The sequence below is a fragment of the Methylibium sp. genome (assembly GCF_965279545.1).
In the GTDB taxonomy this organism is placed as follows: Bacteria; Pseudomonadota; Gammaproteobacteria; order Burkholderiales; family Burkholderiaceae_C; genus Methylibium.
Window position 1 is genome coordinate 831756 of the sequence record NZ_OZ257250.1, and the last position, 24108, is coordinate 855863.

17 protein-coding genes and 2 riboswitches are annotated in these 24108 nt (G+C 71.3%); of the genes, 3 read left to right on the plus strand and 14 right to left on the minus strand.

The features are described 5' to 3' along the window. Nucleotides 1-7: 7 nt before the first annotated feature. From ACQY9S_RS03950 to gcvT, 4 genes are all read right to left on the minus strand, one after another. Entirely contained in the window at nt 8-1060 is a 1053-nt protein-coding gene (locus ACQY9S_RS03950) for a threonine aldolase family protein (protein ID WP_428423261.1), read from the minus strand. After that, nucleotides 1057-4047, minus strand: coding sequence for an aminomethyl-transferring glycine dehydrogenase (gene gcvP, locus ACQY9S_RS03955; RefSeq protein ID WP_428423262.1), 2991 nt, complete (start codon nt 4045-4047; stop codon nt 1057-1059). Before gcvP ends, ACQY9S_RS03950 begins: the two co-directional genes overlap by 4 nt. Nucleotides 4048-4106: 59 nt before the next feature. Further along, nucleotides 4107-4481 (minus strand): glycine cleavage system protein GcvH, encoded by a 375-nt coding sequence (gene gcvH, locus ACQY9S_RS03960; protein ID WP_428423263.1) that lies wholly within the window; start codon nt 4479-4481, stop codon nt 4107-4109. Nucleotides 4482-4557: 76 nt separating this feature from the next. Next, nucleotides 4558-5700: a glycine cleavage system aminomethyltransferase GcvT gene (gene gcvT, locus ACQY9S_RS03965; RefSeq protein ID WP_428423264.1), complete on the minus strand. Its 1143-nt coding sequence runs from the start codon at nt 5698-5700 to the stop codon at nt 4558-4560. A gap of 45 nt (nt 5701-5745) precedes the next feature. Beyond that, nucleotides 5746-5859: riboswitch (glycine riboswitch) on the minus strand. A 9-nt stretch (nt 5860-5868) separates the two neighbouring features. Then, a riboswitch (glycine riboswitch) is annotated at nt 5869-5971 on the minus strand. A gap of 101 nt (nt 5972-6072) precedes the next feature. Between gcvT and ACQY9S_RS03970 the strand changes: the two genes are divergently transcribed. The 3 genes from ACQY9S_RS03970 to ACQY9S_RS03980 all read left to right on the plus strand — a co-directional run bounded on the left by ACQY9S_RS03970 (nt 6073) and on the right by ACQY9S_RS03980 (nt 10875). Next, a complete protein-coding gene (locus ACQY9S_RS03970) occupies nt 6073-8286 on the plus strand; it encodes a putative bifunctional diguanylate cyclase/phosphodiesterase (RefSeq protein ID WP_428423265.1) in 2214 nt (737 codons plus the stop codon). A 116-nt stretch (nt 8287-8402) separates the two neighbouring features. Continuing rightward, nucleotides 8403-10052 carry an acyl-CoA synthetase gene (locus ACQY9S_RS03975; protein ID WP_428423266.1) on the plus strand — a complete coding sequence of 550 codons (1650 nt, stop codon included), beginning with the start codon at nt 8403-8405 and terminating at the stop codon, nt 10050-10052. 16 nt (nt 10053-10068) lie between these two features. Then, nucleotides 10069-10875, plus strand: coding sequence for an enoyl-CoA hydratase (locus tag ACQY9S_RS03980; RefSeq protein WP_428423267.1), 807 nt, complete (start codon nt 10069-10071; stop codon nt 10873-10875). A gap of 19 nt (nt 10876-10894) precedes the next feature. On the opposite strand, the gene ACQY9S_RS03985 is transcribed toward ACQY9S_RS03980, so the two are convergent. The 10 genes from ACQY9S_RS03985 to ACQY9S_RS04030 form a co-directional block, all read right to left on the minus strand. Further along, nucleotides 10895-12649, minus strand: a complete 1755-nt coding sequence (locus ACQY9S_RS03985) for an NAD(P)/FAD-dependent oxidoreductase (protein ID WP_428423268.1) — start codon at nt 12647-12649, stop codon at nt 10895-10897. An 86-nt stretch (nt 12650-12735) separates the two neighbouring features. Next, a complete protein-coding gene (locus ACQY9S_RS03990; RefSeq protein WP_164481722.1) occupies nt 12736-12903 on the minus strand; it encodes a hypothetical protein in 168 nt (55 codons plus the stop codon). A 75-nt stretch (nt 12904-12978) separates the two neighbouring features. Then, nucleotides 12979-14481 carry a GTPase gene (locus tag ACQY9S_RS03995; RefSeq protein WP_428423269.1) on the minus strand — a complete coding sequence of 501 codons (1503 nt, stop codon included), beginning with the start codon at nt 14479-14481 and terminating at the stop codon, nt 12979-12981. Then, complete coding sequence (locus ACQY9S_RS04000; RefSeq protein WP_428423270.1) at nt 14478-15917, minus strand: DUF2868 domain-containing protein; 1440 nt, start codon at nt 15915-15917, stop codon at nt 14478-14480. The genes ACQY9S_RS03995 and ACQY9S_RS04000 overlap by 4 nt, the downstream gene beginning before the upstream one ends. 247 nt (nt 15918-16164) lie before the next feature. After that, on the minus strand, nt 16165-17349 hold the full coding sequence (locus ACQY9S_RS04005) for a serine hydrolase domain-containing protein (RefSeq protein WP_428423271.1): 1185 nt from the start codon (nt 17347-17349) through the stop codon (nt 16165-16167). Between the two features lie 559 nt (nt 17350-17908). Continuing rightward, nucleotides 17909-19594: an electron transfer flavoprotein-ubiquinone oxidoreductase gene (locus ACQY9S_RS04010; protein ID WP_428423272.1), complete on the minus strand. Its 1686-nt coding sequence runs from the start codon at nt 19592-19594 to the stop codon at nt 17909-17911. Between the two features lie 126 nt (nt 19595-19720). Next, complete coding sequence (locus ACQY9S_RS04015; protein ID WP_428423273.1) at nt 19721-20884, minus strand: HupE/UreJ family protein; 1164 nt, start codon at nt 20882-20884, stop codon at nt 19721-19723. Then, nucleotides 20881-22050, minus strand: a complete 1170-nt coding sequence (locus ACQY9S_RS04020; RefSeq protein ID WP_428423274.1) for a tetratricopeptide repeat protein — start codon at nt 22048-22050, stop codon at nt 20881-20883. Before ACQY9S_RS04020 ends, ACQY9S_RS04015 begins: the two co-directional genes overlap by 4 nt. A 114-nt stretch (nt 22051-22164) precedes the next feature. Then, a complete protein-coding gene (locus ACQY9S_RS04025; RefSeq protein WP_428423275.1) occupies nt 22165-22434 on the minus strand; it encodes a hypothetical protein in 270 nt (89 codons plus the stop codon). A 17-nt stretch (nt 22435-22451) separates the two neighbouring features. Next, complete coding sequence (locus tag ACQY9S_RS04030) at nt 22452-24059, minus strand: DUF4331 domain-containing protein (RefSeq protein WP_428423276.1); 1608 nt, start codon at nt 24057-24059, stop codon at nt 22452-22454. Between the last annotated feature and the right edge of the window lie 49 nt (nt 24060-24108).

Genomic DNA, 24108 nt, shown 5'->3' on the forward strand with positions numbered 1-24108 from the left:
TGGTGGGCTAGGGGGTCGTGCAGGCCGCGGCCAGGTCGGCCGCGAAGGCGTCGACGGTCTCGGGCTGGGTGTCCCAGGCGCACATCAGCCGGCAGCCGCCGTTCGGCAGCATCTCATGGAAGCGCCAGCCGCGCGCCCGCAGGGCCTCGATCGCCGGCCGCGGCAGCTCGGCGAACACGCCGTTGGCCTGCGGCGCGTGCAGCAGACGCGCGCCGGGCAGCGCCTCGAGGGCCGCCGCGAGCCGCCGGGCCATCGCGTTGGCGTGGCCCGCGTGTGCGAGCCAGGCGCCGCCCTCGAGCAGGCCGACCCAGGGTGCGGTCAGCACGCGCATCTTCGAGGCCAGCTGGCCGGCCTGCTTGGCGCGCCACTCGAAGCCGTCGGCCAGCGCGCGGTCGAAGAACACCACCGCCTCGCCGACCGGCGCGCCGTTCTTCGTGGCGCCGAAGGACAGCACGTCGACGCCGGCGCGCCAGCTCGCGTCGGCCGGGGCGCAGCCGAGCGAGGCGACGGCATTGGCGAAGCGGGCGCCGTCCATGTGGACCTTGAGCTTCAGTTCGCGCGCGGCGGCTGTCAGTGCGTGCAACTCGTCGACCGCGTAGACCGTGCCCAGCTCGGTGGCCTGCGTCAAGCTCACCGCGCGGGCGCGCGGCGCGTGCAGGTCGCGGCGCTTGCGGGCGGCGGCGTCCAGCGCCGCGGGCGTGAGCTTGGCGCGCCGGGCGGCGTCGGAGCCGTCGTCGCCGGGCAGCAGCGAGACGCCCTGGCCCATGAAGCCCACCGCGTTGCACTCGTCGGCCGCGATGTGGGCCAGCGGCGTGCACACCACCGCCTCGTAGGGCCGGCACAGCGCCGCCAGCGACAGCGCGTTGGCGGCGGTGCCGTTGAAGACGAAATAGACCTCGCAGTCGGCGTCGAACACCCGGCGTACCGCATCGCAGGCGCGCTGCGTCCAGGCATCGTCGCCATAGGCCGCCGCATGGCCGCGGCCGTTCGCCTCCAGCAGGGCGGCCAGAGCCTCGGGCGCGAGGCCAGCCCAGTTGTCGCTGGCGAACTGGTGCTTCATGCGTCGGCGTAGGCGCTCAGCGGCACGCAGCTGCAGAACAGGTTGCGGTCGCCGTGCACGTTGTCGACGCGGCCGACCGGCGCCCAGTACTTCTGGCGCCGCAGGCTGCTCACCGGATAGGCGGCCTCCTCGCGGGTGTAGGGGTGCGGCCAGTCGGCCTTCAGCAGCGCCTCGGCGGTGTGCGGCGCGTGCTTGAGCGGGTTGTCGTCCTGCGGCCAGTGGCCTTGCTCGACCCGGGCGATCTCGGCGCGGATCGCGATCAGCGCGTCGCAGAAGCGATCGAGCTCCTGCAGCGACTCGCTCTCGGTCGGCTCGACCATCAGCGTGCCGGGCACCGGGAAGCTCAGCGTCGGCGCATGGAAGCCGTAGTCGATCAGGCGCTTGGCCACGTCCTCGGCGCTGACGCCGGAGCTGTCCTTCAGCGGGCGCAGGTCGAGGATGCACTCGTGGGCCACGCCGCCGCCCTTGAGGCCGTCGATCTCGCCGCTGAAGTGGATGTCGTAGTGGTCGGCCAGCCGGGCGGCGATGTAGTTGGCGCTGAGGATCGCGGTCTCGGTCGCGGCGGTCAGGCCGTCGGCGCCCATCATGCGCACGTACATCCAGCTGATCGGCAACACCGCGGCATTGCCCAGCGGCGAAGCACTGACGGCCCCCACGCTCGGCCCTGCGGGCACTTCGCTGCCCCCCGAGGGGGCGCTCGCCGCCTTGGGGCGGCCCGGCGTCGGCTCGACCGCGCTGCCAACGTAGGCGCCCACGGAGTTCGCTGTGGCATAGCCGGGCAGGAAGGGGACGAGGTCCTCCACCACGCACACCGGCCCGACGCCCGGGCCGCCACCGCCGTGCGGGATGCAGAAGGTCTTGTGCAGGTTGAGGTGGCTCACGTCGCCGCCGAATTCGCCCGGCGCGGCCACGCCGACCAGCGCGTTCATGTTCGCGCCGTCCACGTAGACGCGCCCGCCGTGCTGGTGCACGAGCGCGCACAGTTCCTTGATGTGCGGATCGAACACGCCGTAGGTCGACGGGTAGGTGACCATCACCGCGGCCAGCTGCGCGCTGTGCTGCTCGCACTTGGCGCGCAGATCGTCGAGGTCAACATTGCCTTCGGCGTCGCACTTCGTCACCACCACGCTCATGCCGGCCATCTGCGCGCTCGCCGGGTTGGTGCCGTGCGCCGATTCGGGGATCAGGCAGATGTGGCGCTGGCCCTCGCCACGCGAGGCATGCCAGGCCTGGATCGCCAGCAGACCGGCGTATTCGCCCTGCGAGCCGGCGTTGGGCTGCAGGCTGATGCCGGCGTAGCCGGTGGCCTCGCACAGCCAGCGGCGCAGTTGCGCGTCGAGCTCGGCATAGCCGGCCAACTGCTCGGCGGGTGCGAACGGGTGGATGTTCGCGAACTCGGGCCAGGTGATCGGGATCATCTCGCTGGTCGCGTTGAGCTTCATCGTGCAGGAGCCCAGCGGGATCATCGTGCGGTCGAGCGCCAGGTCCTTGTCGGCCAGGCCGCGCAGGTAGCGCAGCATCTCGGTCTCGCTGTGGTGGCTGTTGAAGACCGGGTGCGTCAGGTAGGCACTGGTGCGGCGCAGCTCGCTGGGGATCAGCGGGTCGGCGCCGTGCGCGAAGGCATCGACGTTCGGCACCATGGCCTGCGAGCGCGCGAACCACGACCACAGCGCGGTCAGGTCCTCGCGGGCGGTGGTCTCGTCCAGCGTGATGCCCAGCTGCGTGGCCGACAGGCGGCGCAGGTTGGCACCGGCCTCGCGAGCGCGGCGCGCGATGGCGTCGGTCTCGACGCCGGTCTCGACGCACAGCGTGTCGAAGGCGCTCTCGCCGGCGAGCTCGAAGCCCATCGCGCGCAGACCGTGCGCCAGGATGGCGGTGTAGGAGGCGACGCGCTGCGCGATGCGCTTGAGCCCCTGCGGCCCGTGGTAGACCGCGTACATGCTCGCCACCACCGCCGGCAGCACCTGGGCCGTGCAGATGTTCGACGTGGCCTTCTCGCGGCGGATGTGCTGCTCGCGCGTCTGCAGCGCCAGCCGGTAGGCCGGCCGGCCATGCGCGTCGACGCTGACGCCGACCAGGCGCCCCGGCATCGAGCGCTTGAACTCGTCGCGGCAGGCCAGGAAGGCGGCGTGGGGGCCGCCGGCGCCCATCGGCATGCCGAAGCGCTGCGTGCTGCCGATGGCGATGTCGGCACCCCATTCGCCGGGGGGCGACAGCAGCGTCAGCGCCAGCAGGTCGGCGGCGACGACGAAGGCCGCGCCGCGAGCGTGGGCCGCGTCGACAAAGGGCTTCATGTCGTGGACCGTGCCGCCGGTCGACGGGTACTGCGCGATCACCGCGAAGTACTCGTGCTGCTCCATCAGCTGCGGCACGAAGCCGACCACCACGTCGATGCCCAGCGGCCGCGCGCGCGTGCGGACCACCTCGATGGTCTGCGGGTGGCAGTCGCCGGCGACGATGACGGTGGGGCTCTTGTTCTTGACGCTGCGCCTGGCCAGCGTCATGGCCTCGGCGGCGGCGGTGGCTTCGTCGAGCATCGAGGCGTTGGCGATTGCCATGCCGGTCAGGTCGCAGACCATGGTCTGGAAGTTCACCAGCGCTTCCAGGCGGCCCTGGGAGATCTCGGCCTGGTAGGGCGTGTAGGCGGTGTACCAGGCCGGGTTCTCGAGGATGTTGCGCAGGATGACGCCCGGCGTGTGCGTGCCGTGATAGCCCTGGCCGAGGAAGCTCTTGCAGACCCGGTTCTTCGCCGCGATCGCCTTCAGCTCCGCCAGCGCACTCGCCTCGCTCGCCGCCGGCGGCAGCGCCATCGGGCGCGAGCGGGCGATGCTGCGCGGCACGATGGCCTCGATCATCGCGCGCCGCGAGGCGGCACCGATCACCGACAGCATGTGGCGTTCGTCGTCGGCCTCGATGCCGAGGTGGCGGGCGGTGAACTCGGTGGCGTTCTCGAGCTCGGCGAGGGGCAGGGCGGTGGGCCTGAGCATGGTGTGCTCCGTCGAAAGGGGTCGGTGAACCGGAAGTGCGGGAGGGTGGGGGACGAGGATCAGAGCGTCTTCAGCAGCGCGTCGTAGCCGGGCGCGTCCATCAGCTGGTCGAACTCGGTCATGTCGGCGATCCTGACCTTGAAGAACCAGCCTTCGCCCAGCGGGTCGCTGTTGGCCAGTGCCGGGTCGCCTCGCAGCGCCTCGTTGACCTCGACCACCTCGCCGCTGACCGGCATGTACAGGTCGGCCGCGGCCTTGACGGACTCGACGACGCCGGCGACCTCGCCCTTCTTGTAACTGGTGCCGACGGCCGGCAGGTCGACGAACACCACGTCGCCCAGCGCATCCTGCGCATGCAGCGTGATGCCGACGACGGCGGCGTCGTGGTCCTCGATGTTGATCCACTCGTGTTCGGTCGTGAACTTGGTCGTCATGGAGACTCCTGAAGGATGGATGGTCTGCCCCGGGGCCGACCGGCAGGTTGAGAAAGAAGGGGAAGAAAGCGCAGCGTCAGGCGCGCACGTAATGGTGCGGCGCGAACGGCATTGTCGTCACACGCATCGGCAGCTTCTTGCCGCGCACCAGTGCGAACACCTCGTGCGAAGCGCTGGCGTGGTTGCTCGCCACATAGGCCATCGCGATCGGCTTGTTCACGGTGGGACCGATCGTGCCGCTGGTCACGTGGCCGAGCCGGCGGCCGTGGCCGTCGACGAGCTCGGTGCCCTCGCGCACCGGCACGCGCTCCAAGCCGACCAGGCCCACGCGCTTGTTGCTGGCGCCGCCGGCGAACTGCGCATCGACCACGTTCGCGCCAGGGTAGCCGCCCGCCCGTGCGCCGCCGGCGCGGCGGACCTTCTGGATCGCCCAGGCCAGGCCGGCCTCGATCGGGGTCGTGGTGGTGTGGATGTCATGACCGTAGAGACACAGCCCGGCTTCGAGACGCAGCGTGTCACGCGCACCCAGCCCGGCCGGCGCGACCTCGGGCTGCGCGAGCAGTTCGCGTGCCAGCGTTTCGGCGTGGGTGGCCGGCACCGAGATCTCGAAGCCGTCCTCGCCGGTGTAGCCGGAGCGGGTGAGGTAGCAGTCGGCGCCGACCAGGGCGAAGGCGCCGCCGGTCATGAAGGTGAGGGCGCTCACGCCAGGGTTCAATCGCGCCAGGGCCGTGACCGCCTTCGGCCCTTGCAGGGCCAGCAGCGCGCGCTCGGGCAAGGGCTGCACCGTGCAGCGGTGGCCGATGTGGGTCTGCAGGTGGCGGATGTCGGCGTCCTTGCAGGCGGCGTTGACGATCAGCAGCAGGTCGGTCTCGCGCCGCGTGATCATCAGGTCGTCGAGCAGGCCGCCATTGGCATTGGTGAAGAAGGCGTAGCGCTGCTGGCCGACGGCGAGGCCGAGCACGTCGACCGGCACCAGCGTCTCGAGCGCCCGGGCCGCCTGCTGCAGGTCGTCGGCGACGAGGCGCACCTGGCCCATGTGCGACACGTCGAACAGCGCGGCCGAGTCGCGGCACTGCCGGTGTTCGGCCAGGATGCCGTGCCGGTAGTTCACCGGCATGTCATGGCCGGCGAAGGGCACCATCTTGGCGCCGAGTTCGCGGTGCAGCGCGTGCAGCGGGGTGGTGAGCAGGGGCGGGGTACTGTTGGCAAGTGCGGACATCGTCGACTCCAAGGGCATGAAGGAAACCACCGTCACCGGTGATGGCCTGCCCTCGCTGTCCGCTTTACCTGAGAGATTGGCGGGCGTCGGTGTCTACCTCGGCCTGCTTGCCCCTTCGGTGGACTGCACCGGGTGCAGCCTCTCTCCAGTGAGGACGCCTCCGCTGGGAGGCGCTCGTCAGTCCTTTTGCCTGAGCGTTCGAGGGGTTTCCTCTGCGCCTTCGGCGGCTGCCGTCGATGGTCTGACGGCGGCTCTCTCCTGACGATCGGAATTATATGCACACGATCTCCTATTGCGGCGGAGTCCTCGCCGAGACGGGAGGAACGATGCCTCCCATTCAAGCTTTGCGTTGCACGGCCGATAGCCTTGCGGATGCACACCGATCGTGCATTGCAGGGGGCCGGCACACGGCCCGAGAGAAAGCTCAGCGTGCCCTTGCTCGATTCCGTGTACGACCCCCGCGTGGTCGTGCTGTCCATCACCGTCGCGGTCCTGGCCTCGTTCGTCACGCTCGAGCTGGCCCGGCGCGTGCGCGGCACCGACCGCCTGCTGGCCATGTGCTGGTGCATCGGTGGCGGCGTGGTCATGGGCACCGGCATCTGGTCGATGCACTTCGTCGGCATGCAGGCCTTCAGCCTGCCGATCCCGCTCGGCTATCGCGTCTCGACCACGCTGCTGTCGTGGTGTGTCGCGCTGCTCGTGTCGATGCTCGCGCTGTGGATCGCCGGGCGCGAGCGCCTGTCGCCCGGTCTGCACGTCTGCGGCGCCGTGGTCATGGGTGGCGGCATCATGGCGATGCACTACGTCGGCATGGCGGCGCTGGAGATGGCGCCGGGCATCCAGTGGGACGGGCGCTGGGTCGCTGCCTCCGGCGTGATCGCCGTCGGCGCCTCGGCTGCAGCGCTGCAGCTCTTCTTCTGGACGCGGCGCCACACCGGATGGTCCGCGCGGGCCTACCAGTTCGGCGCGGCGGTGGTCATGGGGCTGGCCATCAGCGGCATGCACTACAGCGGCATGGCTGCAGCGGGCTTTGCGGCCGGCAGTGTCTGTCTCAGCGTCGACGGCGTCAGCGGCGGCTACCTGGTGATGATCGTCAGTGTCGCCACGGTGCTGATGCTGACGATCACGCTGGTGACCTCGGTGTTCGACACGCGCATGCAGGCCACCACCACAGGTCTGGCGCAGTCGCTGCAGCGCGCGAACGAACGCCTGCAGTCCGCCAACGACGAGCTGAGCCGTCTTGCCTACCGCGATGCGTTGACCGGCCTGCCCAACCGCAGCTATTTCGAGACGCGGCTGAACCAGGCCGTTGCGCGCATCGAGCGGCTGCGCGGCCAGCCGGCGGCCTCGCTGGCCGTGCTCTTCATCGATCTCGACGGCTTCAAGCCGATCAACGACTCCTACGGCCACGCGCAGGGCGATCTCGTGCTGAAGGCGGTCGCCGTGCGCCTGCGTGACGCGCTGCGGGCCGCCGACACGCTCGCGCGGCTGGGCGGCGACGAGTTCATCGTGCTGGTCGAAGACGTCGCCGGCGCGGCCGATTGCATCCAGGTGGTGAAGCGTGCGCTGGCGAGCATGGGCGAGCCGCTGCTCGTCTCGGGCCAGCAGATCCACCTGTCGTGCTCGATCGGCGTGGCGATCTACCCCGACGCCGGCGCCGCCGACCGGCTCATCGCCCATGCGGACGCGGCGATGTACGAGGCCAAGCGCAGCGGCGGCTCCACCTACGTGGTCTACGAGTCGGCGATGAACCAGGGGGCCGACCAGCAGGTGGCGCTCTACAACGACCTGGTCGGAGCGATGGAGCGCGGCGAGCTGCAACTGCACTACCAGCCCAAGGTCGATCCCCACACCGGCCGCATCCGCGGCGTGGAAGCCCTGGCGCGCTGGTGGCATCCGACGCGCGGCATGGTGAGCCCGGTGGCCTTCATCCCGGTGGCCGAGCGCTTCGGCCTGATCAACACCCTCGGCGCCTGGGTGATCGACGAGTCCTGCCGCCAGCTGAGCGCCTGGGCCGACGAGGGCCTGCACATGCGGGTGGCCATCAATCTGTCATCGCACCAGCTCAGGCAGAGCGATCTGGCCGAGCGGGTCGCCGACACCCTGGCGCTGTACCAGATCGAGGCCGTGCAGCTCATCTGCGAGATCACCGAATCGGTGGCGATGGAGGACACGCGCGTCACGCAGCGCGCGATCGACGGCCTGCTGGCGATCGGGGTGCAGCTGTCGATCGACGACTTCGGTACCGGCTACTCGAGCCTCAGCTACCTGCGCCAGCTGCGGGCACGCCAGCTGAAGATCGATCGCAGTTTCATTCGCGACCTCGCCACGAGCAGCGATGCCCGCGCGGTGGTCGATGCGGTGATCCGCCTGGCTCACGCGCTGGGCATGAACGTGGTGGCCGAAGGAGTCGAGGACACCGCGCAACGCGATCTGCTGGTCGACATGGGCTGTGACCAGCTGCAGGGCTTCCTGTACGCCAAGCCGATGCCGGCCGCGGACATCACGCACTGGGCCCAGGGGCGCGATGCCGAGCGCACCGTGCCGTTCTCGGACTCGACGCTGGCCGACACGCTGCCGGGCTGATCCGCCCGGGCCGCGGCTGCGATGCCGGCGGCGCTGTGGGATAGTCTGCAGTGACCGCCGACACGAGCGGATCCCGGGCTGCCACGGTGCCCGGCGGCCGGCACGAGGAGACAGCGATGAGCAGCATCTACGAACAGGACCTGGACAAGAACGGGGCGAACTTCGTTGCCCTCTCGCCGGTGAGCTTCGTCGAACGCAGCGCCGAGATCTTCGGCGACCTGCCGGCGGTGGTGCACGGTGCGCGCCGCTACACCTGGGCACAGACCCGCGAGCGTGCGGCCCGCCTCGCCGCGGCCCTGCGCTCGCTGGGGGTGACGCGCGGCAGCACGGTCAGCGTGATGCTGCCCAACACCCCGGAGATGGTGGAGGCGCACTACGCGGTGCCGGCGCTCAATGCGGTGCTGAACACGCTGAACACGCGACTCGACGCGCCGCTGCTGGCGTGGCAGATGAACCACTGCGAAGCGCAGGTGCTGATCACCGACCGCGAGTTCGCGCCGACCCTCGCCGAGGCGCTGCGGCTGCTGCGCACCGAGCACGGCCGTGCGCCGGTCGTGATCGATGTCTGCGACAGCGAGTACAGCGGCCCGGGCGAGCGGCTCGGTGCGCACGAGTACGAGGCGCTGCTCGCCGCGCACGCACCACTGGCGCGGCTGGCGGGCCCGCAGGACGAATGGGACGCGATCGCCGTCAGCTACACCTCGGGCACCACCGGCGACCCCAAGGGCGTGGTGACCCACCACCGCGGCGCCTACCTGAACGCGGTGAGCAATGCGGTCACCTGGACCATGCCGCACTTCCCGACCTACCTCTGGACGCTGCCGATGTTCCATTGCAACGGCTGGTGCTTCCCGTGGACCGTGGCGATGCTGGGCGGCACGCATGTGTGCCTGCGCCGTGTCGATGCACCGAGCATCCTGGGCGCGATGCGCGAGCATGGCGTCGACCACTACTGCGCCGCACCCATCGTGCACAACCTGCTGATCGCTGCGCCGCAGGCGCTGCGCGCCGGCATCACCCAGAAAGTGCGCGGCATGGTCGCCGGGGCGGCGCCGCCGGCGGCCATGATCGAGGGCATGGCCCAGCTCGGCTTCGACATCACCCACGTCTATGGTCTGACCGAGGTCTACGGCCCGGCGTCGGTCGCGGTGAAGCGCGCCAGCTGGGCCGGCGAATCCCTGTCCGAGCAGACACGGCTCAACGGCCGCCAGGGCGCGCGCTATGCGCTGCAGGAGGGCATGACGGTGCTCGACCCCGAGACGCTGAGGGAAACCCCGGCCGACGGCGAGACCATGGGCGAGATCATGTTCCGCGGCAATATCGTCATGAAGGGCTACCTGAAGAACCCCAAGGCCAGCGAGGTCGCCTTCGCGGGCGGCTGGTTCCACACCGGCGACCTGGCGGTGATGGAGCCGGACCGCTACGCGAAGATCAAGGACCGCAGCAAGGACATCATCATCTCCGGCGGCGAGAACATCAGCTCGATCGAGGTCGAGGACGCGCTCTACCGGCATCCGGCGGTGATGGCCTGCGCGGTGGTCGCCAAGCCCGACCCGAAGTGGGGCGAGACACCGGTCGCCTACGTGGAGCTCAAACCCGGGGCCGAGGTGAGCGCAGCGGAGCTGATCGCCCACTGCAAGTCGTTGCTGGCCGGCTACAAGGCGCCGAAGGCGGTGCGCTTCGAGCCCATCCCCAAGACGTCGACCGGCAAGATCCAGAAGTTCCAGCTGCGCGAGCGGGCCAAGTCCGCTGACGCAATCGACTGAGCGCGCGAGGGCCCTCATGGCAGAGACCGATACCCCCTTCGTGCTGAAGGCGCAGGACGCGCGTGGCGTCGTCACGCTGACGCTGAACCGCCCGCAGGCCTTCAACGCGTTGTCCGAAGGCATGCTCGCCGCGCTGCAGGTCGAGCTCGATGATGTGGCGAAGGACGGGTCGGCGCGCGTGGTCGTTCTGGCCGCCACCGGCAAGGCCTTCTGCGCCGGCCACGACCTCAAGCAGATGCGCGCCGAGCCCTCGCTCGGCTACTACGAAGCGCTGTTCGCGCAATGCACCAGCGTCATGCTGAGCCTGCAGCGCCTGCCGGTGCCGGTGATCGCGCGCGTGCAGGGCATCGCCACGGCAGCCGGTTGCCAGCTGGTGGCGATGTGCGACCTGGCGGTGGCCGCCAGCGATGCGCGCTTCGCGGTCAGTGGCGTCAATCTCGGGCTGTTCTGCTCGACGCCGAGCGTGGCGCTGTCGCGCAACGTGCCGCGCAAGCAGGCGATGGAAATGCTGCTCACGGGAGACTTCATCGACGCCGAGGAAGCGCGCTCGCGCGGCCTCGTCAACCGCGTGGCCGAGGCCGATGGGCTCGACGCCGCGATGGAGCAGCTGGTGCAGCGCATCGTCGCCAAGCCGCGTGTCGCGATCGCGATCGGCAAGGCGCAGTTCTACCGGCAGGTCGAGGCGGGTGTCGAGTCCGCCTACGAAATCGCCGGGCAGGCGATGGCCTGCAACATGATGGACGAGGCGGCGCTGGAAGGCGTGCAGGCCTTCATCGACAAGCGCAACCCGGCGTGGGCGGCCGAGCCGGGCCCGCAGGCCTAGCGCCGCCGCCCCCGGCTCGTCAGGCGGCGAGCCCCAGCATCCGCGCGCCCAGCGCCTCGGCCACCTCGATGCCGTCGACCCCGGCCGACATGATGCCGCCCGCATAGCCTGCGCCCTCGCCGGCCGGGTAGAGGCCGGCGACGTTCAGGCTCTGGAAGTCCTTGCCGCGCGTGATGCGCAGCGGCGACGAGGTGCGCGTTTCCACGCCGGTGAGCACCGCGTCGGGCATCGAGAAGCCCCGGATCTGCTTCTCGAAGGCCGGCAGGGCCTCGCGGATCGCGGCGATCGCGTAGTCCGGCAGGCTGGCGTTGCCGGGTTCGGCCAGGTCGGTCAGGCGCACGCCGGGCTGGTACGAGGGCAGCACGCTGCCGAGCGTGCTGCTGCGCCGCCCCGCGATGAAATCGCCGATCAGCTGGCCCGGCGCCTGGTAGTCGCCGCCGCCCAGCGCGTAGGCGCGTGATTCCCAGAAGCGCTGGAAGGCGATGCCGTCGAGCGGGTTCACCGGACCCTCGGTCCCGCCGTCCTGCCGGTAGTCCTGCGGCGTGATGCCGACGACGATGCCCGCATTGGCATTGCGTTCGTTGCGCGAGTACTGGCTCATGCCGTTGGTCACCACGCGCCCGGGCTCCGAGGTCGCGGCGACCACCGTGCCACCCGGGCACATGCAGAAGCTGTAGACCGAGCGGCCGTTGCCGGCGTGGTGGACCAGCTTGTAGTCGGCCGCGCCGAGGAGGGGGTGGCCGGCATTCGGGCCGAAGCGGGCGCGGTCGATGAGGCTCTGCGGGTGCTCGACGCGGTAGCCGATCGAGAAGGGCTTGGCCTCCATGTAGACGCCGCGCCGCTGCAGCATCTCGAAGCTGTCGCGCGCGCTGTGGCCGAGCGCCAGCACCACGTGGTCGGCACGCAGTTGCTCGCCGGAGGCCAGCACCACGCCGCGGATGTGGCGTGTTTCCCCATCGCTGCCGCGGATGTGGCGTGTTTTCCGCTCGCTGCCGCGGATGCGGTCGTCCTCGATCAGCACATCGGTCACGCGCTGCCGGAAGCGGATCTCGCCGCCCAGGGCCTCGATGTCGGCGCGCATCTTCTCGACCATGCCGACCAGCCGGAAGGTGCCGATGTGCGGCTTGGCGACGTAGAGGATCTCTTCGGGCGCGCCGGCCTTGACGAACTCGGTCAGCACCTTGCGCGTGAGGTGGCGCGGGTCGCTGATCTGGCTCCACAGCTTGCCGTCCGAGAAGGTGCCCGCGCCGCCCTCGCCGAACTGCACGTTCGACTCCGGGTCGAGCACGCCCCGGCGCCACAGTCCCCAGGTGTCCAGTGTGCGTTCGCGCACCGCCTTGCCCCGTTCCAGCACGATCGGGCGCAGGCCCATCTGCGCGAGGACCAGCGCGGCGAAGATGCCGCAGGGGCCGAAGCCGATGACCAGCGGCCGGGCCGGCCCGATGGGCTCGCTGCTGCCGCCCGCTCCGGCTGCGGGGCGCGCGCCGTAGAAGTCGGCCGGCGCATGGCCGACGAAGCGGTAGCGCGTGTCCGGCGCCGGCCGCAGGTGCGGGTCGCTGCCCAGCCGGGCCAGCACCGCGGCCTCGTCGCTCAGCTCGCAGTCGATGGTGTAGATCAGCACCACGGCGGACTTCTTGCGCGCGTCGTGGCTGCGCTTGAAGACGGTGAAGCCCAGCAACTCGGCGTCGGCGATGCCGAGGCGCGCCACGACTGCGGGACGCAGCGCGTCCTCGGCGTGGTTCAGCGGCAAGCGCAGTTCGGTGATTCGCAGCATCGGTGCGAGGCCCGGGCCGGGCTGCGCTCAACTCGGGCACCGCGGTCGCCGGCCGGTGTCGGCGCGACCGCGCGGTGCCCGCAGGATCAGCCGCCCTTCTTGGAGCGCTTGCCCGGGTTCTTCTTGCTGCGGGTGTGCGAGCCGCGCTCCAGGCTGACCTTCTGGCCACGGCCGGGGGTGAACACCACGCCGGTCGGCGTGGCGGGGCGGGGGGTGGCACGGCGGTCGGCTTCGGTCTTGATCTGGTTGCCCATGTCGGCTCCGGTAGGAAAAGGTAAACCGGGGATTAGGCCACAGCTCGGGCCGGGGGGCTGCTTCGGGCTGCGGTCTCAGCCCGCCGTCGGGGCTTCAAGGGCCTCGCCGGCGCCCGGGTAGAGCCGCTGCAGCAGCTCGCGGCTGCTGTCCGTCAGCAGCTGCTGCAACTGCGCGGCGAGCTGCGGCGCCTCGTCGAGGGCGTCGGCGCTGCCGCGGGCCGACCAGATCGCCTCGAACGCGTCGGCGCGCTGCGCCAGCACCTGCGCCACGGCGTCGTGCCAGAAGTCGGGGTGCTCGGCCGCGGTCCAGTCGCCGCGGCCGCGGCCGTAGTGGGCCACGGCCAGGTAGCCCAGCAGGGCCGAGTGGGTCAGCTCGTTCAGCACCTCGCCGGTCCAGGCGAGCGACGGCGTCTCGACGCCGCGCACGAGGTTGTAGCCGCGCGCCAGGCCAGCGGCGCTCAGTGCACCGAGCACGCCACCGGCCAGCAGGCCGCCGCCGAGCGTGAGCCCGCCGGTGGCGATGTCGGCCTTGAGGCCGGCCAGCGCGCCGGTCAGCAGCCCGCCCAGCACCGCGGCCTTGCCCTCGCTGACCGGCTGCTGCACCGCATAGTGCTCGGCCAGGCGGGTCAGCACCGCATCGGTCGCGTGGCCGTCCAGGCCGTGCAGGCGGATCAGGCGATCGGTCGACGTGCGGATGTCGGCGCCCAGCCGTGCGGCCAGCGCCTGCATCGCCAGCTCGCGCGGCGTGGCCGTGTCCTCGCGGCGCAGGCCCAAGGCCGCGCCCACTTGCCGCAGCCGGCCGCTCCAGCCGGCCTCGGCCACCGGTTCGCGGTCCAGCGCCGCGCGCGCCAGCCGTTCGGCCAGCACCGCCATCGCGGCCGACCAGGTGGCGCGACCGCGGGCGTCCCAGGCGGCACGCAGCCGATCGAGCGCGACCCGCCGCGCCGCCGGCAGCACGCTGTCCACGGCCCGCAGCAGCCGGCCCTCCTGCACCCAGCAGCGCGCGAAGGCGTCCAGCGCGAGCACCTCGCGCACGCAGGCGCAGGGGCGCAGGTGCTCGCGCCAGCGCTGCAGCTCGGCGGCCTCGGCCTGCGGCGGCTGCGGAGGGCCCAGCTGGTTGAGCAGCACCAGCACCGGCTTGCCGATCAGGTCGAGCACCCGCAGCTCCGCGTCGAGGTAGCCGGCGTCCTGCGGCGATTCGGAGGCGTTGACGAGGTAGAGCACCGCGTCGGCCTGCTCGAGCACGTTGCGCACCGCGCGCTGGCTGGACCAGAAGCCGCGGTCGCGCAGGCGGTCCCAGACCTCGGTCATGAACCAGCCGATCGGGTTGCCGGCCTGCGCGAGGCGCTTGGCGAGCCGCACGCTGTCGCCGAAGCCGGGGGTGTCCCACAGCAGCAACCGGTCGCCGGCGGGCGATTCGATCAGCGTGTGCTGCTCGGCGCTGCGCGTCACGTGCGCCTCGTCGCGCACCTCGCCGATGTCGCGCCGCAGCAGGGTGCGCGCCAGCGTGGTCTTGCCGACGTTGGTGTGCGAGACGAGGCTCAGCGCAACGGTGGCGATGCCCGTGTCCGGGCTCATGCACGCAGCCCCGGTTCGGCTTCGACCGCATCGAGGTCGGGGGCCGCGAGGTCGACGAAGACCGGCGCCTGCCCCAGTTCACCCAGCATCTGCCGCCAGGCCGCACGCCGCTGCTCGCGCCGCGTGGCGCCGTCCGCGTCGCCGAAGCGTGCGCGAAAGCCCGACTCGTCGACCAGCACCGCGAGGCGCTGGCCGGCCGGGGCACGCGCCGCGAGGGCTTGCACGAAGGCGCCGTGGTTCTCGCGCTCGGGCGTGGCGGTCAGTGCGAACAGCGCGATGACGGTCGATCGCGGCGCGCGCTGCGGCAGCGCCGCGAGCTCGTCCTCGCCGCCCAGCGGAACCGGCTCGCTCACGGTCAAGGCCACATGCGGACCCAACCCGCGCGCCAGCACGGCGGCCAGCGCGGGTTGCAGTGCCGGTGGCAACTGGTAGCTGTACGGCAGCACCTGCACGGGGCGAGGCTCGCCGTCGCACGCCGGCAGCAGGCGCTGGTAGTAAGGCTCGTCCAGCCGCAGCGGGAAGTGCTGCGTCAGGCGTCGCGCCCGCCAGGCGGCCGCCAGCGCGAGCAGGGCACGCGGCAGCAGCACCGCCAGCGCGATCGTCAGCGCATGCAGATGGATCCAGCGCGCGGCGTTCTCGCCCGGGCCGGCGGAGAAGCGCAGGCTCGCGAGCCGGGCCACGTCGGGCAGGGGCAGCTGCGCCAGGGCCGAGGCCGGTGCGAGCACCAGGCTCAGCAACTGGTGCACGTGCTGCGGCGTCAGGAAGGTGCTGTCCCAGCCAGCGCGGTATTCGAACGCGAGTCCGCGCAGGTAGAGCGAAGCCAGCGCACCGATCGCGAACGCCGCCGCGGCGGCATGCAGCAGCGCGGCGATGCGGGCGCCGTGCAAGGCCGCGGAGGCCTCGGCCCAGCCCGACACGAAGCGCCGCAGCGCCGGCGACGACGCGCGACGCAGCGAGGCAGCGCCTGCGCGCTCGACCAGTCGGTTCAGGGCGCGGCGGATCCCTCCGCGATCGGCCGGCGCCGCGGGGCCCCGGCGCTGTGCGCGCAGGCCGCTCAGCGCGAGTGCCGCGTAGACGACGAGGTTCCAGGCCAGCAGGGCGAGCAGCGGCGGCGCGAGGATGTTGATGCGCTGGGAAGGCCCGATCGCATCGGTCGCGATGCCGGCCAGCAGCGCCAGCACCATGAGCACATTGCCCAGCCAGGCCGGCCAGGCGGTGGCCGCGAGCACCGTGCGTACGGCGGGCTCGCGCTCGGTCAGCCGGGTGATGGCGATGCGGGCCCGTTGCGCGATCAGCGCCGCCGGCGCGGCCCGTTCGCCGCCGGCACGCGCGGCCTGCTCGCTCGCCCAGGCTGCGTCGGCCGGTGTCCAGGGCGGTGTCGGTGGGGCCTCGAAGCTGCGAACGAGCAGGACCTGGCGGGCGTCGTCGGCGTTCATGCAGCCAGGTTCGTTCTCAAGGGGGGCGCGGCAGGCCACGGGGGTGAGGTCGGTGCGATGTCGGCATGTGGTGGCGGATGGTTGCACGAGATTGTGCAGAACCGCGCCGTCACGGGGTCTGCAACCCGAGGCCCCGGGCCTCACGGTGGGCATCGCCTCGCGCCACGACAGCGAGCCGGGCGTCGGCCTGAAGAAGACCGACACCTTGCTGACGACGGGGATCAGCGCGCGTTTCGAGTAGGCGCGCTCAGCGCTTCAGGCAGCGGTAGACGGCGCTTTCGAAGTCGACGAAACCCGGGTAGGACGCGACGTCCTGGAACGGCAGGATCTGCGTGCCCCAGAAGCCGCCGATGCCGTTCTTGCGGTCGATCCAGTAGTAGAGGTTGCCCAGGCCGGCCCACATCAGCGAGCCGGCCGGGCGGCCGGTGGGCGCGTCCTCGTCGTTGACCATGAAGGTGTAGGCCCAGGACTTCGACAGCCCGGGGAAGAACTCGCCGGTGTTCGACAGCGAAGGGTTCGACGTGACCCAGCCGCCGCTCTTCAGGGCGCCGAGTCCGTTGCGCGACATGCGCTGCACGGTCTCGGCGCGCAGCACGCGGCCGTTCGCGCCGGCGCCGTCGTTGAGCAGCATGCGGATGAACTTCATGTAGTCGCCGGCCGTGCCGTACAGGCCATGGCCGCCCATGTCCATCTCGGGCGGCTGCGGCAGCACCAGGTCGGGCACCGGCGTCAACTTGCCGTCCGGCGCGCGCATGTGCAGCGACGCGCGCCGCGACTGCATCGCGGGCGTCAGCACGAAGGCGGTGTCGGCCATGCCCAGCGGCATGAACAGGTGCTCAGCCATCACCTCGCCGAGCCGTCGGCCGCGCACGGCCTCGACCACCTTGCCGATCCAGTCGATGTTGACGCCGTAGTTCCAGCGCTCGCCGGGATCGAACAGCAGCACGGACTTGATGGCGTCGTAGCAGTTCGCGATGATGGTCGGGATGCCCTTCGCGCGGCGGTAGGCAAGATCCTCGGCGCTGAAGAACTCGTAGCCGAAGCCGGCGGTGTGCAGCATCAGGTCGTTGACCGTGATGTCGCGGCGCGGCGCGCGCGTCTTCGGAACGCCCTTGGCATCGAAGCCGTCGAGCACCTGGATCGCTCCGATGTCGGGGACATGCTTCTTGGCGGGATCGTCCAGGCTCACCAGCCCTTCCTCGACCAGCTGCATCAGGGTCACGCCGGTGAGGGCCTTGGTGCACGAGAACAGGCACATCACGGTGTCGGCCGTCATCGGCGGGTCCGTGCCCAGCTCGCGGCGGCCCGCGGCGCCTTCGTAGAAATTGCCTCGCGCGTCGGTCGCCATCGCGACGACGCCGGGCGCACCGCCGGCGCGGCCGACCGTGGCGGCGAGAACTGCGTCGGCGGCCTGGCGGATGTCATTCTGCATGGGGGTCTCCTGCTGTGCTGCTGTGCCGTGGCGGGGCCGGGGTGCCGGCCCTGTGCTCATGTCGATCGCGGGGGAACGGGATCGAATGTAGTGAGGGGGTGGAGCGGTTGGGGGAGGGCTATCCCGTGGGGGGGGCGAGACTGATACGGCATTGCATTCAAAGGCGTCGGCGGGGGCGCTGCGCCGGGTCGCTGTGTTGCGTTCATGTCCCCCGGTGTCGGCCTGACGGCCGACCCCTCCTCCTCTACTTCACTCCACACAGCGACCCACCCCAGCGCTGCCACCACCGCGATCGGCGGGTCTTGACGGCCTGTGCAAGCGGCGACGGTGAGTGCTGGCGAGGGCGTCGGGTGAGCGGCGCAGCGAAGTAGAGGAGGAGGTGTCGGCCCCAGGCCGACCCGGGGGAGTGAAGCCGCGCGAGAGGCGCCGGAAGGCGCCTGTCGGCTGCTGAACGCCCGGCCGCGATACAAGCGGCCGGGCATGAGCGGAGCCGCTCGCCCGGCGTCCTCGCCAGCAACGCGCGGTACCTGCAGGCGGCTGTCACGATCGCCGCTGTCTTCTACATCCCCGCGTAGTTCGGTCCCCCGCCGCCCTCCGGCGTGACCCAGACGATGTTCTGCGTCGGGTCCTTGATGTCGCAGGTCTTGCAGTGCACGCAGTTCTGCGCGTTGATCTGCAGCCGGTCTTCCCCGGCCTCGGTCTTCACGAACTCGTAGACGCCGGCCGGACAGTAGCGGCTCTCCGGCCCGCCGTAGGTCGCCAGGTTGACAGCCACCGGCACGCCCGCGTCCTTGAGCGTCAGGTGCGCCGGCTGGTTCTCCTCGTGGTTGGTGTTGCTGATGAATACCGAGCTGAGCCGGTCGAAGGTGAGCTTGCCGTCCGGTTTGGGGTAGGTGATGGGCTTGCACTGGTCGGCCGGCTCGAGCCGCTCGTGGTCGGCCTCGGTGCGATGGATCGTCCACGGCGGGCTCTGCATCCCCAGCTTGGGCAGCAGCCACTGCTCGATGCCGGTCATCAGCGCGCCGACCGTGTTGCCCTTCTTGAACCACTGTTTGAAGTTCTTCGAGCGCTGCAGCTCGGCGTGCAGCCAACTGGCCTCGAAAGCCTGCGGGTAGGCCGCGAGTTCGTCGTGCTGGCGCCCGGCGCTCAGCGCCTCGACCACCGCCTCGGCGCACAGCATGCCGGTCTTGATCGCCGCGTGGCTGCCCTTGATGCGTGCGGCGTTCAGCGTGCCGGCCTCGCAGCCCACCAGTGCGCCGCCGGGGAACACCAGCTTGGGCAGGCTGAGGATGCCGCCGGCGGTGATGGCGCGTGCACCGTAGCCCAGGCGCTTGCCGCCTTCGAGCACTGCACGGATCGCCGGGTGGGTCTTCCAGCGCTGCATCTCCTCGAAGGGGCTGAGCCAGGGGTTCCGGTAGTCCAGCCCGGTGACGAAGCCGAGCGTCACCTTGTTGCCTTCCAGGTGGTAGAGGAAGCCGCCGCCGTAGGTCTGGCTGTCCATCGGCCAGCCGGCGGTGTGCACCACGTGGCCGGGGCGGTGCTGCTTCGGGTCGATCTCCCACAGCTCCTTGACGCCGAGCGCGTAGCTCTGCGGGTCCTTGCCGGCGTCGAGCCGGTACCTGGCGATGAGCTGGCGGCCCAGGTGGCCGCGGGCGCCTTCGGCGAACACGGTGTATTTGGCGGTCAGTTCCATGCCGAGCTGGAAGTTCTCGGTCGGTGCGCCGTCCTTGCCGATGCCGAGGTTGCCGGTGGCCACACCGCGCACCGCGCCGGCTTCGTCGTACAGCACTTCGGCGGCGGCGAAGCCGGGGAAGATCTCCACGCCCAGCGCCTCGGCCTGCCGGGCCAGCCACTGGGTGACGGCGCCCAGGCTGATGACGTGGTTGCCCTGGTTGTGGAAGCACTCGGGCACCAGCCAGTCGGGGGTGCGGGTGGCGCCGGTCTCGCTGAGGAATAGCACGTCGTCGCCGCTGACGGGCTGGTTCAGCGGCGCGCCGCGTTCCTGCCAGTCGGGGAACAGTTCGGTGAGCGCGCGCGGGTCCATCACCGCGCCCGACAGGATGTGGGCGCCGGGCTCGGAGCCCTTCTCGAGCACGACGACCGAGACCTCCTGGCCGCGCTCGGCAGCGAGCTGCTTCAGGCGGATCGCCGTGGCCAGGCCCCCGGGGCCCGCCCCCACCACCACCACGTCGCAGGCCATCGCCTCGCGCGGGCCGTACTGGTCGAGGAGGGCTTGCGGGGTCATGTCTCGTTCCTGTTCATCGCTTCGGAAGGCCTCCGAAGGTCGCGCGGATTCTAAGCCGCGGAGCGATGAAAACGAACGGTCGTTCTATTCGGTGCGGAGCCTGCAATCGAGGCCGCTCGGCGGCGGCTACAGCGGCAGCAGCTTGAAGTCGAACAGGCGCTCCGCCAGCCACACCATGGCCACCATGCCGGCAAATGCCGAGCCGGTGCGCAGCCACGTGCCGGAGTTCGCCTGCTGGCGCAGTGGCCAGAGCAACAGCGTCGCCGCGCCAACCACGATGAGCTGGCCGGCCTCGACCCCCAGGTTGAACTGCAGCAGCGCGCCGGCCATGGCCCACGGGGCGAGCTGCAGCTCGATCAGCGGACCGGCGAAACCGAAGCCGTGGATCAGGCCGAACGCGCAGGCCGCGAAGGCACGGCGGCGGCCAAGAAACGGCCGGATGTTGTCGAGCGCCGTGAGCGCGATGGTCACCGCGATCAGCGGCTCGATCACGCGCGGCGGCACGCTCAGCACCCGCAGCGACGCCAGGCCCAGCGTGACCGAGTGGCCCACCGTGAACGCGGTGACCAGCCCCACCAGCGGCCACAGGCGCCGTCGCCAGTCGCCCGGCCGCGCATCGGATCCCAGCACCAGTGGCAGCAGCAGGCAGACCAGGAACAGCACATGGTCCGCGCCGATCAGGATGTGGTGCAGGCCTTCGCCGAAGAAGCCCGGCGACGGCGGCGCTTCGGCGGGCGTGCCGGTCGCTGCGCCTGCAGCCGCCGCGAGCGTCAGCCGCAGCGGCGTGGCGCCCGGCGTCAGGCTGCGCAGCGGCCCGCTGGGCTGCCCCTGTGCATCGAGGACGACCAGCAGGCCGCGGTGCGTCGGGTCGGTGTCGCGGAACAGGCCGTAGGCCAGCGCGGGCGCGCTCGCCGCGGCGCAATCGCTGGCGTAGTGCAGCACTGCGTACACGCCGTCGGCCTTGCGGTCCAGCGTCAGGCCCGGCAGTGCACGCAGGCGGCAGCGGCCGTCGTCGAAGCGCAGGCGGTCCGCCACGTGACCGGCGATGTCGGCCTCTCGCGGGCGCACTTCGCCCCAGCTCAGCTTGCCGTCGGCATTCGCGTCGAGTTCGAGCACGGTGTCGAGGTCGCGCAGCGCCACGTCGACCTGCAGTGCGAGCCGGCCGTCGGCGTCGACGCCGGCGCGCAGGTAGGCGTCGCTGGCCTGGTGGGCGGCGGCGGCGAAGGGCAGTGCGAGCAGGGCCAGCAGTGCCAGCACGGCGCGAACCGCGCGCAGCGGTGCGCCCTTCATGACGGGCTCCCGGCCGGCAGCTCCAGTCGCAGGTCACGCAGGCCGATGCGCCGGGCCAGTGCGGCGACTTCGGCCTGTGCGCCGGCATCGCCGGCGGCCCGTGCGGCCCGGTGCATCACGACGAAGTCGATCGCCTCGCGCTGCGACTGCAGGTTCAGGCGGGCCAGCGCCAGGGCCTGTTGCGGCGCGCCCTCGACCTCGAGCGCGAAGCGGGCGCGCTCGCGGGCATGCACGGCCACGGCCTCGGGCCGCAGCCCGGCCTGGGCATAGCGCTCGGCGACCGTGCGCCGCAGCGCGGCGGCCTCGCCCGTGTGCAGGGCCTGTGCGACGATCGCGCGGCGCAGCATCGCGGCCTCGCTGGCGTCGGCGCCGAGCAGGGCGCCGGCCTCGGCCCAGCGCTGCGCGTCGATCAGCACGTCGACCAGCGCGATCCGAGCGTAGCTGTCGTCGGCCTGGGCCTCCAAGGCGGCGCGGAACTGCAGGATCGCGGCCTGCGGCCGGCCGGCGCGCGTTTCGAGTTCGCCGAGCGTGGTGCGGATCCATGACAGCCAGCCCGGATTGCCGGGCTGGGCGGCGAGGAGTTGTTCGAGCCGGCGCCGCGCCGCGTCCGTGTCGCCGCGCAGGGCCAGGTTCTCGGCGCTGCAGGCCTGGGCGTACAGCGGCTGGCCGGCGTCATGGAGGTGGGCACAGGCGGTGTCGGAGTCGGCGTAGCGGCCCTGCACGCGGTACACGGTGGCCAGCGTCAGCAGGGCCTGCGGCTGGCGCGGCGTGCCGCGCAGCAGGGCTTCGAGTTCGCCGGCTGCGCGGTCGAAGTCGTGCAGGTACTGGCGCAGGGTGGCGCGCTGCAGGCGGATCTCGGCGGGCGGCTCGGCGTCGTCGTCCCAGGCGCGCAGCGCACCGAGGGCCTGGCCGGCGAGTCGCGCGTCACCGTCGTGGCGGGCGCGCTCCAGCAGGCTGCGCGACAAGGCGAGCGCGGTGCCGGCGTCGCGCGGCTGCGCCGAGAGCTGGCGGCGCAGCGCGCGCTGCTCGCTCACGTAGGCGCCGAGCGTCGGCAGGGTCTCGACGATCTCGTTGTCGCCGGCCGGCTTCAACGCGGTGGCCTGGGCCGAGAGTCCGAGCAGCAGCCATCCGGCCTGCAGGCACCGAAGGAAGCGGAGGGCGGTCATGGCGGGCGCAGTGGGGGTGGAGCAAGTTGTCTGATGAACGAGGGACCGCCCGCCGCTGCATGCGCCCTCGGGTTCCTGCAGCGGCGGGCGGGTCGTCTCACGAGGGCCGGCGGCTCACTCGTCGATCGAGGTGGCCGAGGGCTCGCGGTGGTCGACGTTGTCGGTCGGCAGCGTGAGCGCGCTCACGTCGACCGGTTCGCTGTCGTCCAGCATGCGGCTCGCCAGGCTGGCGATGTAGTCGATGAAGCCCTGGTTGCTGGCGCTCGCGCTGCCCGGCGCCACGCTGTTGTCTTGCACCGCGTCACCACCGCCTCCGCCGCAAGCCGCCAGCAGGGCGCCGGCGGCGGCGGCGAGGAGCGCGGCACGCACACGTTCGCTTCTCATGGGATGCTCCTCGGGTTTCAGTTGCTGGTGCCGCCGATCGGCGTGGCCAGGTAGGGGAAGACGTTCAGCAGCGGCACGGTGGCCTGGTCGACGGCGTCGTGCACGGCGGCCGAGGTCGCGCCGAGCGGCACGCTGGCGGGCTTGCACTGCGACGTGAGGCTCGGGACGCCCGGCACGCTGTTGAGACCCAGCGCGTTGCCATCGCCGTTGATCACGCACAGCCCGCCCAGCACCGCGACGAGCGAGATGTCGACCACGTCGTCGTTCGGCCGCCGGCCGTTCGGGTAGCCCGCCAGGTCGACCGCCGCCGACAGGTTCTGCGGCCCGCCGACCCGCAGCACCTCGCCGGCCACGCCGAGCCGGTTCTGCTGGGCGCGCGGCACCGGCGCGATGGCCGTGTTCAGGCGCAGCATCTCGGCCGGCGTCACGGTGGTGGGCTTGTTCACGCCGGCGATGCCGGTCAGGAACACGGTCGCCAGGTCGGTGCGCGGCAGGTTGGTCGGCGCCAGCGCGGCGGCATTGCCGCCGGCGAGCACCACGCCGAGCAGCACCGGCAGCGTCGGGTGGGTCACGTAGTCGAGGAACTGCGTGTCGTTCTGCGGCTTGGAGGCGTTGAACTTGTCCTTGTCCTTCAGGCCGATCACGACCTCGTTGACCAGCGGCATGCCCAGGCGCGAGACCTGCACCCACGGCCCGGCGTTCAGCGAGGCGGTCTGGTAGCCGGCCTTCGGCGCGCCCGACAGCAACTGGCCCTGGCGCAGGCTGGCGGTGGTCCAGCCGCCGATCACCGGGTCGCTGCCGGCGGTCAGGCAGTCCTTGTGCACTTCGAGCGCCAGCGTGGTGATGTTCTTGTCGTCGATGGTGTTGGGTGCGGCATTGATGTTGGCCGGGTTCGTGATGAAGCTCGCCGGCGCATTGACCAGGTCGAAGATCGTGCCGAGGTTGACCGCGAACGGATCCTTGCGCTGACCGACGAAAACCTTGCCGGGCACGCTGCAGCCGGGGATGTTGACGCCGTAGACGTGCTTGGCGGCGTAGGCCGGGTAGTCGGCAATCGTCTTGACGCCGATGTTGTCGACCGGCTTGTCGAAGGTGGCGCTGCCGCCGGTCGCGTTGGTGAGCGAGGCGCGGCTGCCGGAGCGGCGGTCGCCGCGCACGAGGGCGACCGTGAAGGTCTCGGCCACGTTCAGGTTGGCGTCCTTGACGTTGGCGACGACGCCGGCCTGCGTCAGCGGGATCGACACCATCTTGTCGCCCACCGGGACCTTGACGTCCTTCAGCGCGTTCTGGAAGCGGAACTGGAAGGTGAGGTCTTCCTTGGCGTCGCCGTTGTTGTCGATGTGGATCTCGTACAGCGCGTTCGGATCCATCTTGAAGTAGTTCGGGCCGCCGTAGGCATCCTGCAGCGGCAGGTAGTTGGCGATCAGCGTCACGTAGTTCTCGCGGCCGGTCTCGTAACTGCGGAACATGTAGAAGTCCGTCGCATCGACCTTCGGCACGGTCGTGATGAACGGCGCTTCGCGATGGCTCGAGGCCAGGGCGGCGCTGCCGGCAGCGGCCAGCGCGCAGGCCACGGCCAGGAGCCGCCGGTTGCCGCCGGTGCGCGGGGGGGTCAAGGTAAGCATGCTGTCTCCTCGGGTTGCGGTGGGGGCGGGGCAAGGCTCGAACCACCTG

Bases quoted from the DNA above. Each gene is read 5' to 3' on its own strand.
- ACQY9S_RS03950 (WP_428423261.1), bottom strand. From the start codon at position 1,060: ATGAAGCACCAGTTCGCCAGCGACAACTGGGCTGGCCTCGCGCCCGAG.
- gcvP (WP_428423262.1), bottom strand. From the start codon at position 4,047: ATGCTCAGGCCCACCGCCCTGCCCCTCGCCGAGCTCGAGAACGCCACC.
- gcvH (WP_428423263.1), bottom strand. From the start codon at position 4,481: ATGACGACCAAGTTCACGACCGAACACGAGTGGATCAACATCGAGGAC.
- gcvT (WP_428423264.1), bottom strand. From the start codon at position 5,700: ATGTCCGCACTTGCCAACAGTACCCCGCCCCTGCTCACCACCCCGCTG.
- ACQY9S_RS03970 (WP_428423265.1), top strand. From the start codon at position 6,073: ATGCACACCGATCGTGCATTGCAGGGGGCCGGCACACGGCCCGAGAGA.
- ACQY9S_RS03975 (WP_428423266.1), top strand. From the start codon at position 8,403: ATGAGCAGCATCTACGAACAGGACCTGGACAAGAACGGGGCGAACTTC.
- ACQY9S_RS03980 (WP_428423267.1), top strand. From the start codon at position 10,069: ATGGCAGAGACCGATACCCCCTTCGTGCTGAAGGCGCAGGACGCGCGT.
- ACQY9S_RS03985 (WP_428423268.1), bottom strand. From the start codon at position 12,649: ATGCTGCGAATCACCGAACTGCGCTTGCCGCTGAACCACGCCGAGGAC.
- ACQY9S_RS03990 (WP_164481722.1), bottom strand. From the start codon at position 12,903: ATGGGCAACCAGATCAAGACCGAAGCCGACCGCCGTGCCACCCCCCGC.
- ACQY9S_RS03995 (WP_428423269.1), bottom strand. From the start codon at position 14,481: ATGAGCCCGGACACGGGCATCGCCACCGTTGCGCTGAGCCTCGTCTCG.
- ACQY9S_RS04000 (WP_428423270.1), bottom strand. From the start codon at position 15,917: ATGAACGCCGACGACGCCCGCCAGGTCCTGCTCGTTCGCAGCTTCGAG.
- ACQY9S_RS04005 (WP_428423271.1), bottom strand. From the start codon at position 17,349: ATGCAGAATGACATCCGCCAGGCCGCCGACGCAGTTCTCGCCGCCACG.
- ACQY9S_RS04010 (WP_428423272.1), bottom strand. From the start codon at position 19,594: ATGACCCCGCAAGCCCTCCTCGACCAGTACGGCCCGCGCGAGGCGATG.
- ACQY9S_RS04015 (WP_428423273.1), bottom strand. From the start codon at position 20,884: ATGAAGGGCGCACCGCTGCGCGCGGTTCGCGCCGTGCTGGCACTGCTG.
- ACQY9S_RS04020 (WP_428423274.1), bottom strand. From the start codon at position 22,050: ATGACCGCCCTCCGCTTCCTTCGGTGCCTGCAGGCCGGATGGCTGCTG.
- ACQY9S_RS04025 (WP_428423275.1), bottom strand. From the start codon at position 22,434: ATGAGAAGCGAACGTGTGCGTGCCGCGCTCCTCGCCGCCGCCGCCGGC.
- ACQY9S_RS04030 (WP_428423276.1), bottom strand. From the start codon at position 24,059: ATGCTTACCTTGACCCCCCCGCGCACCGGCGGCAACCGGCGGCTCCTG.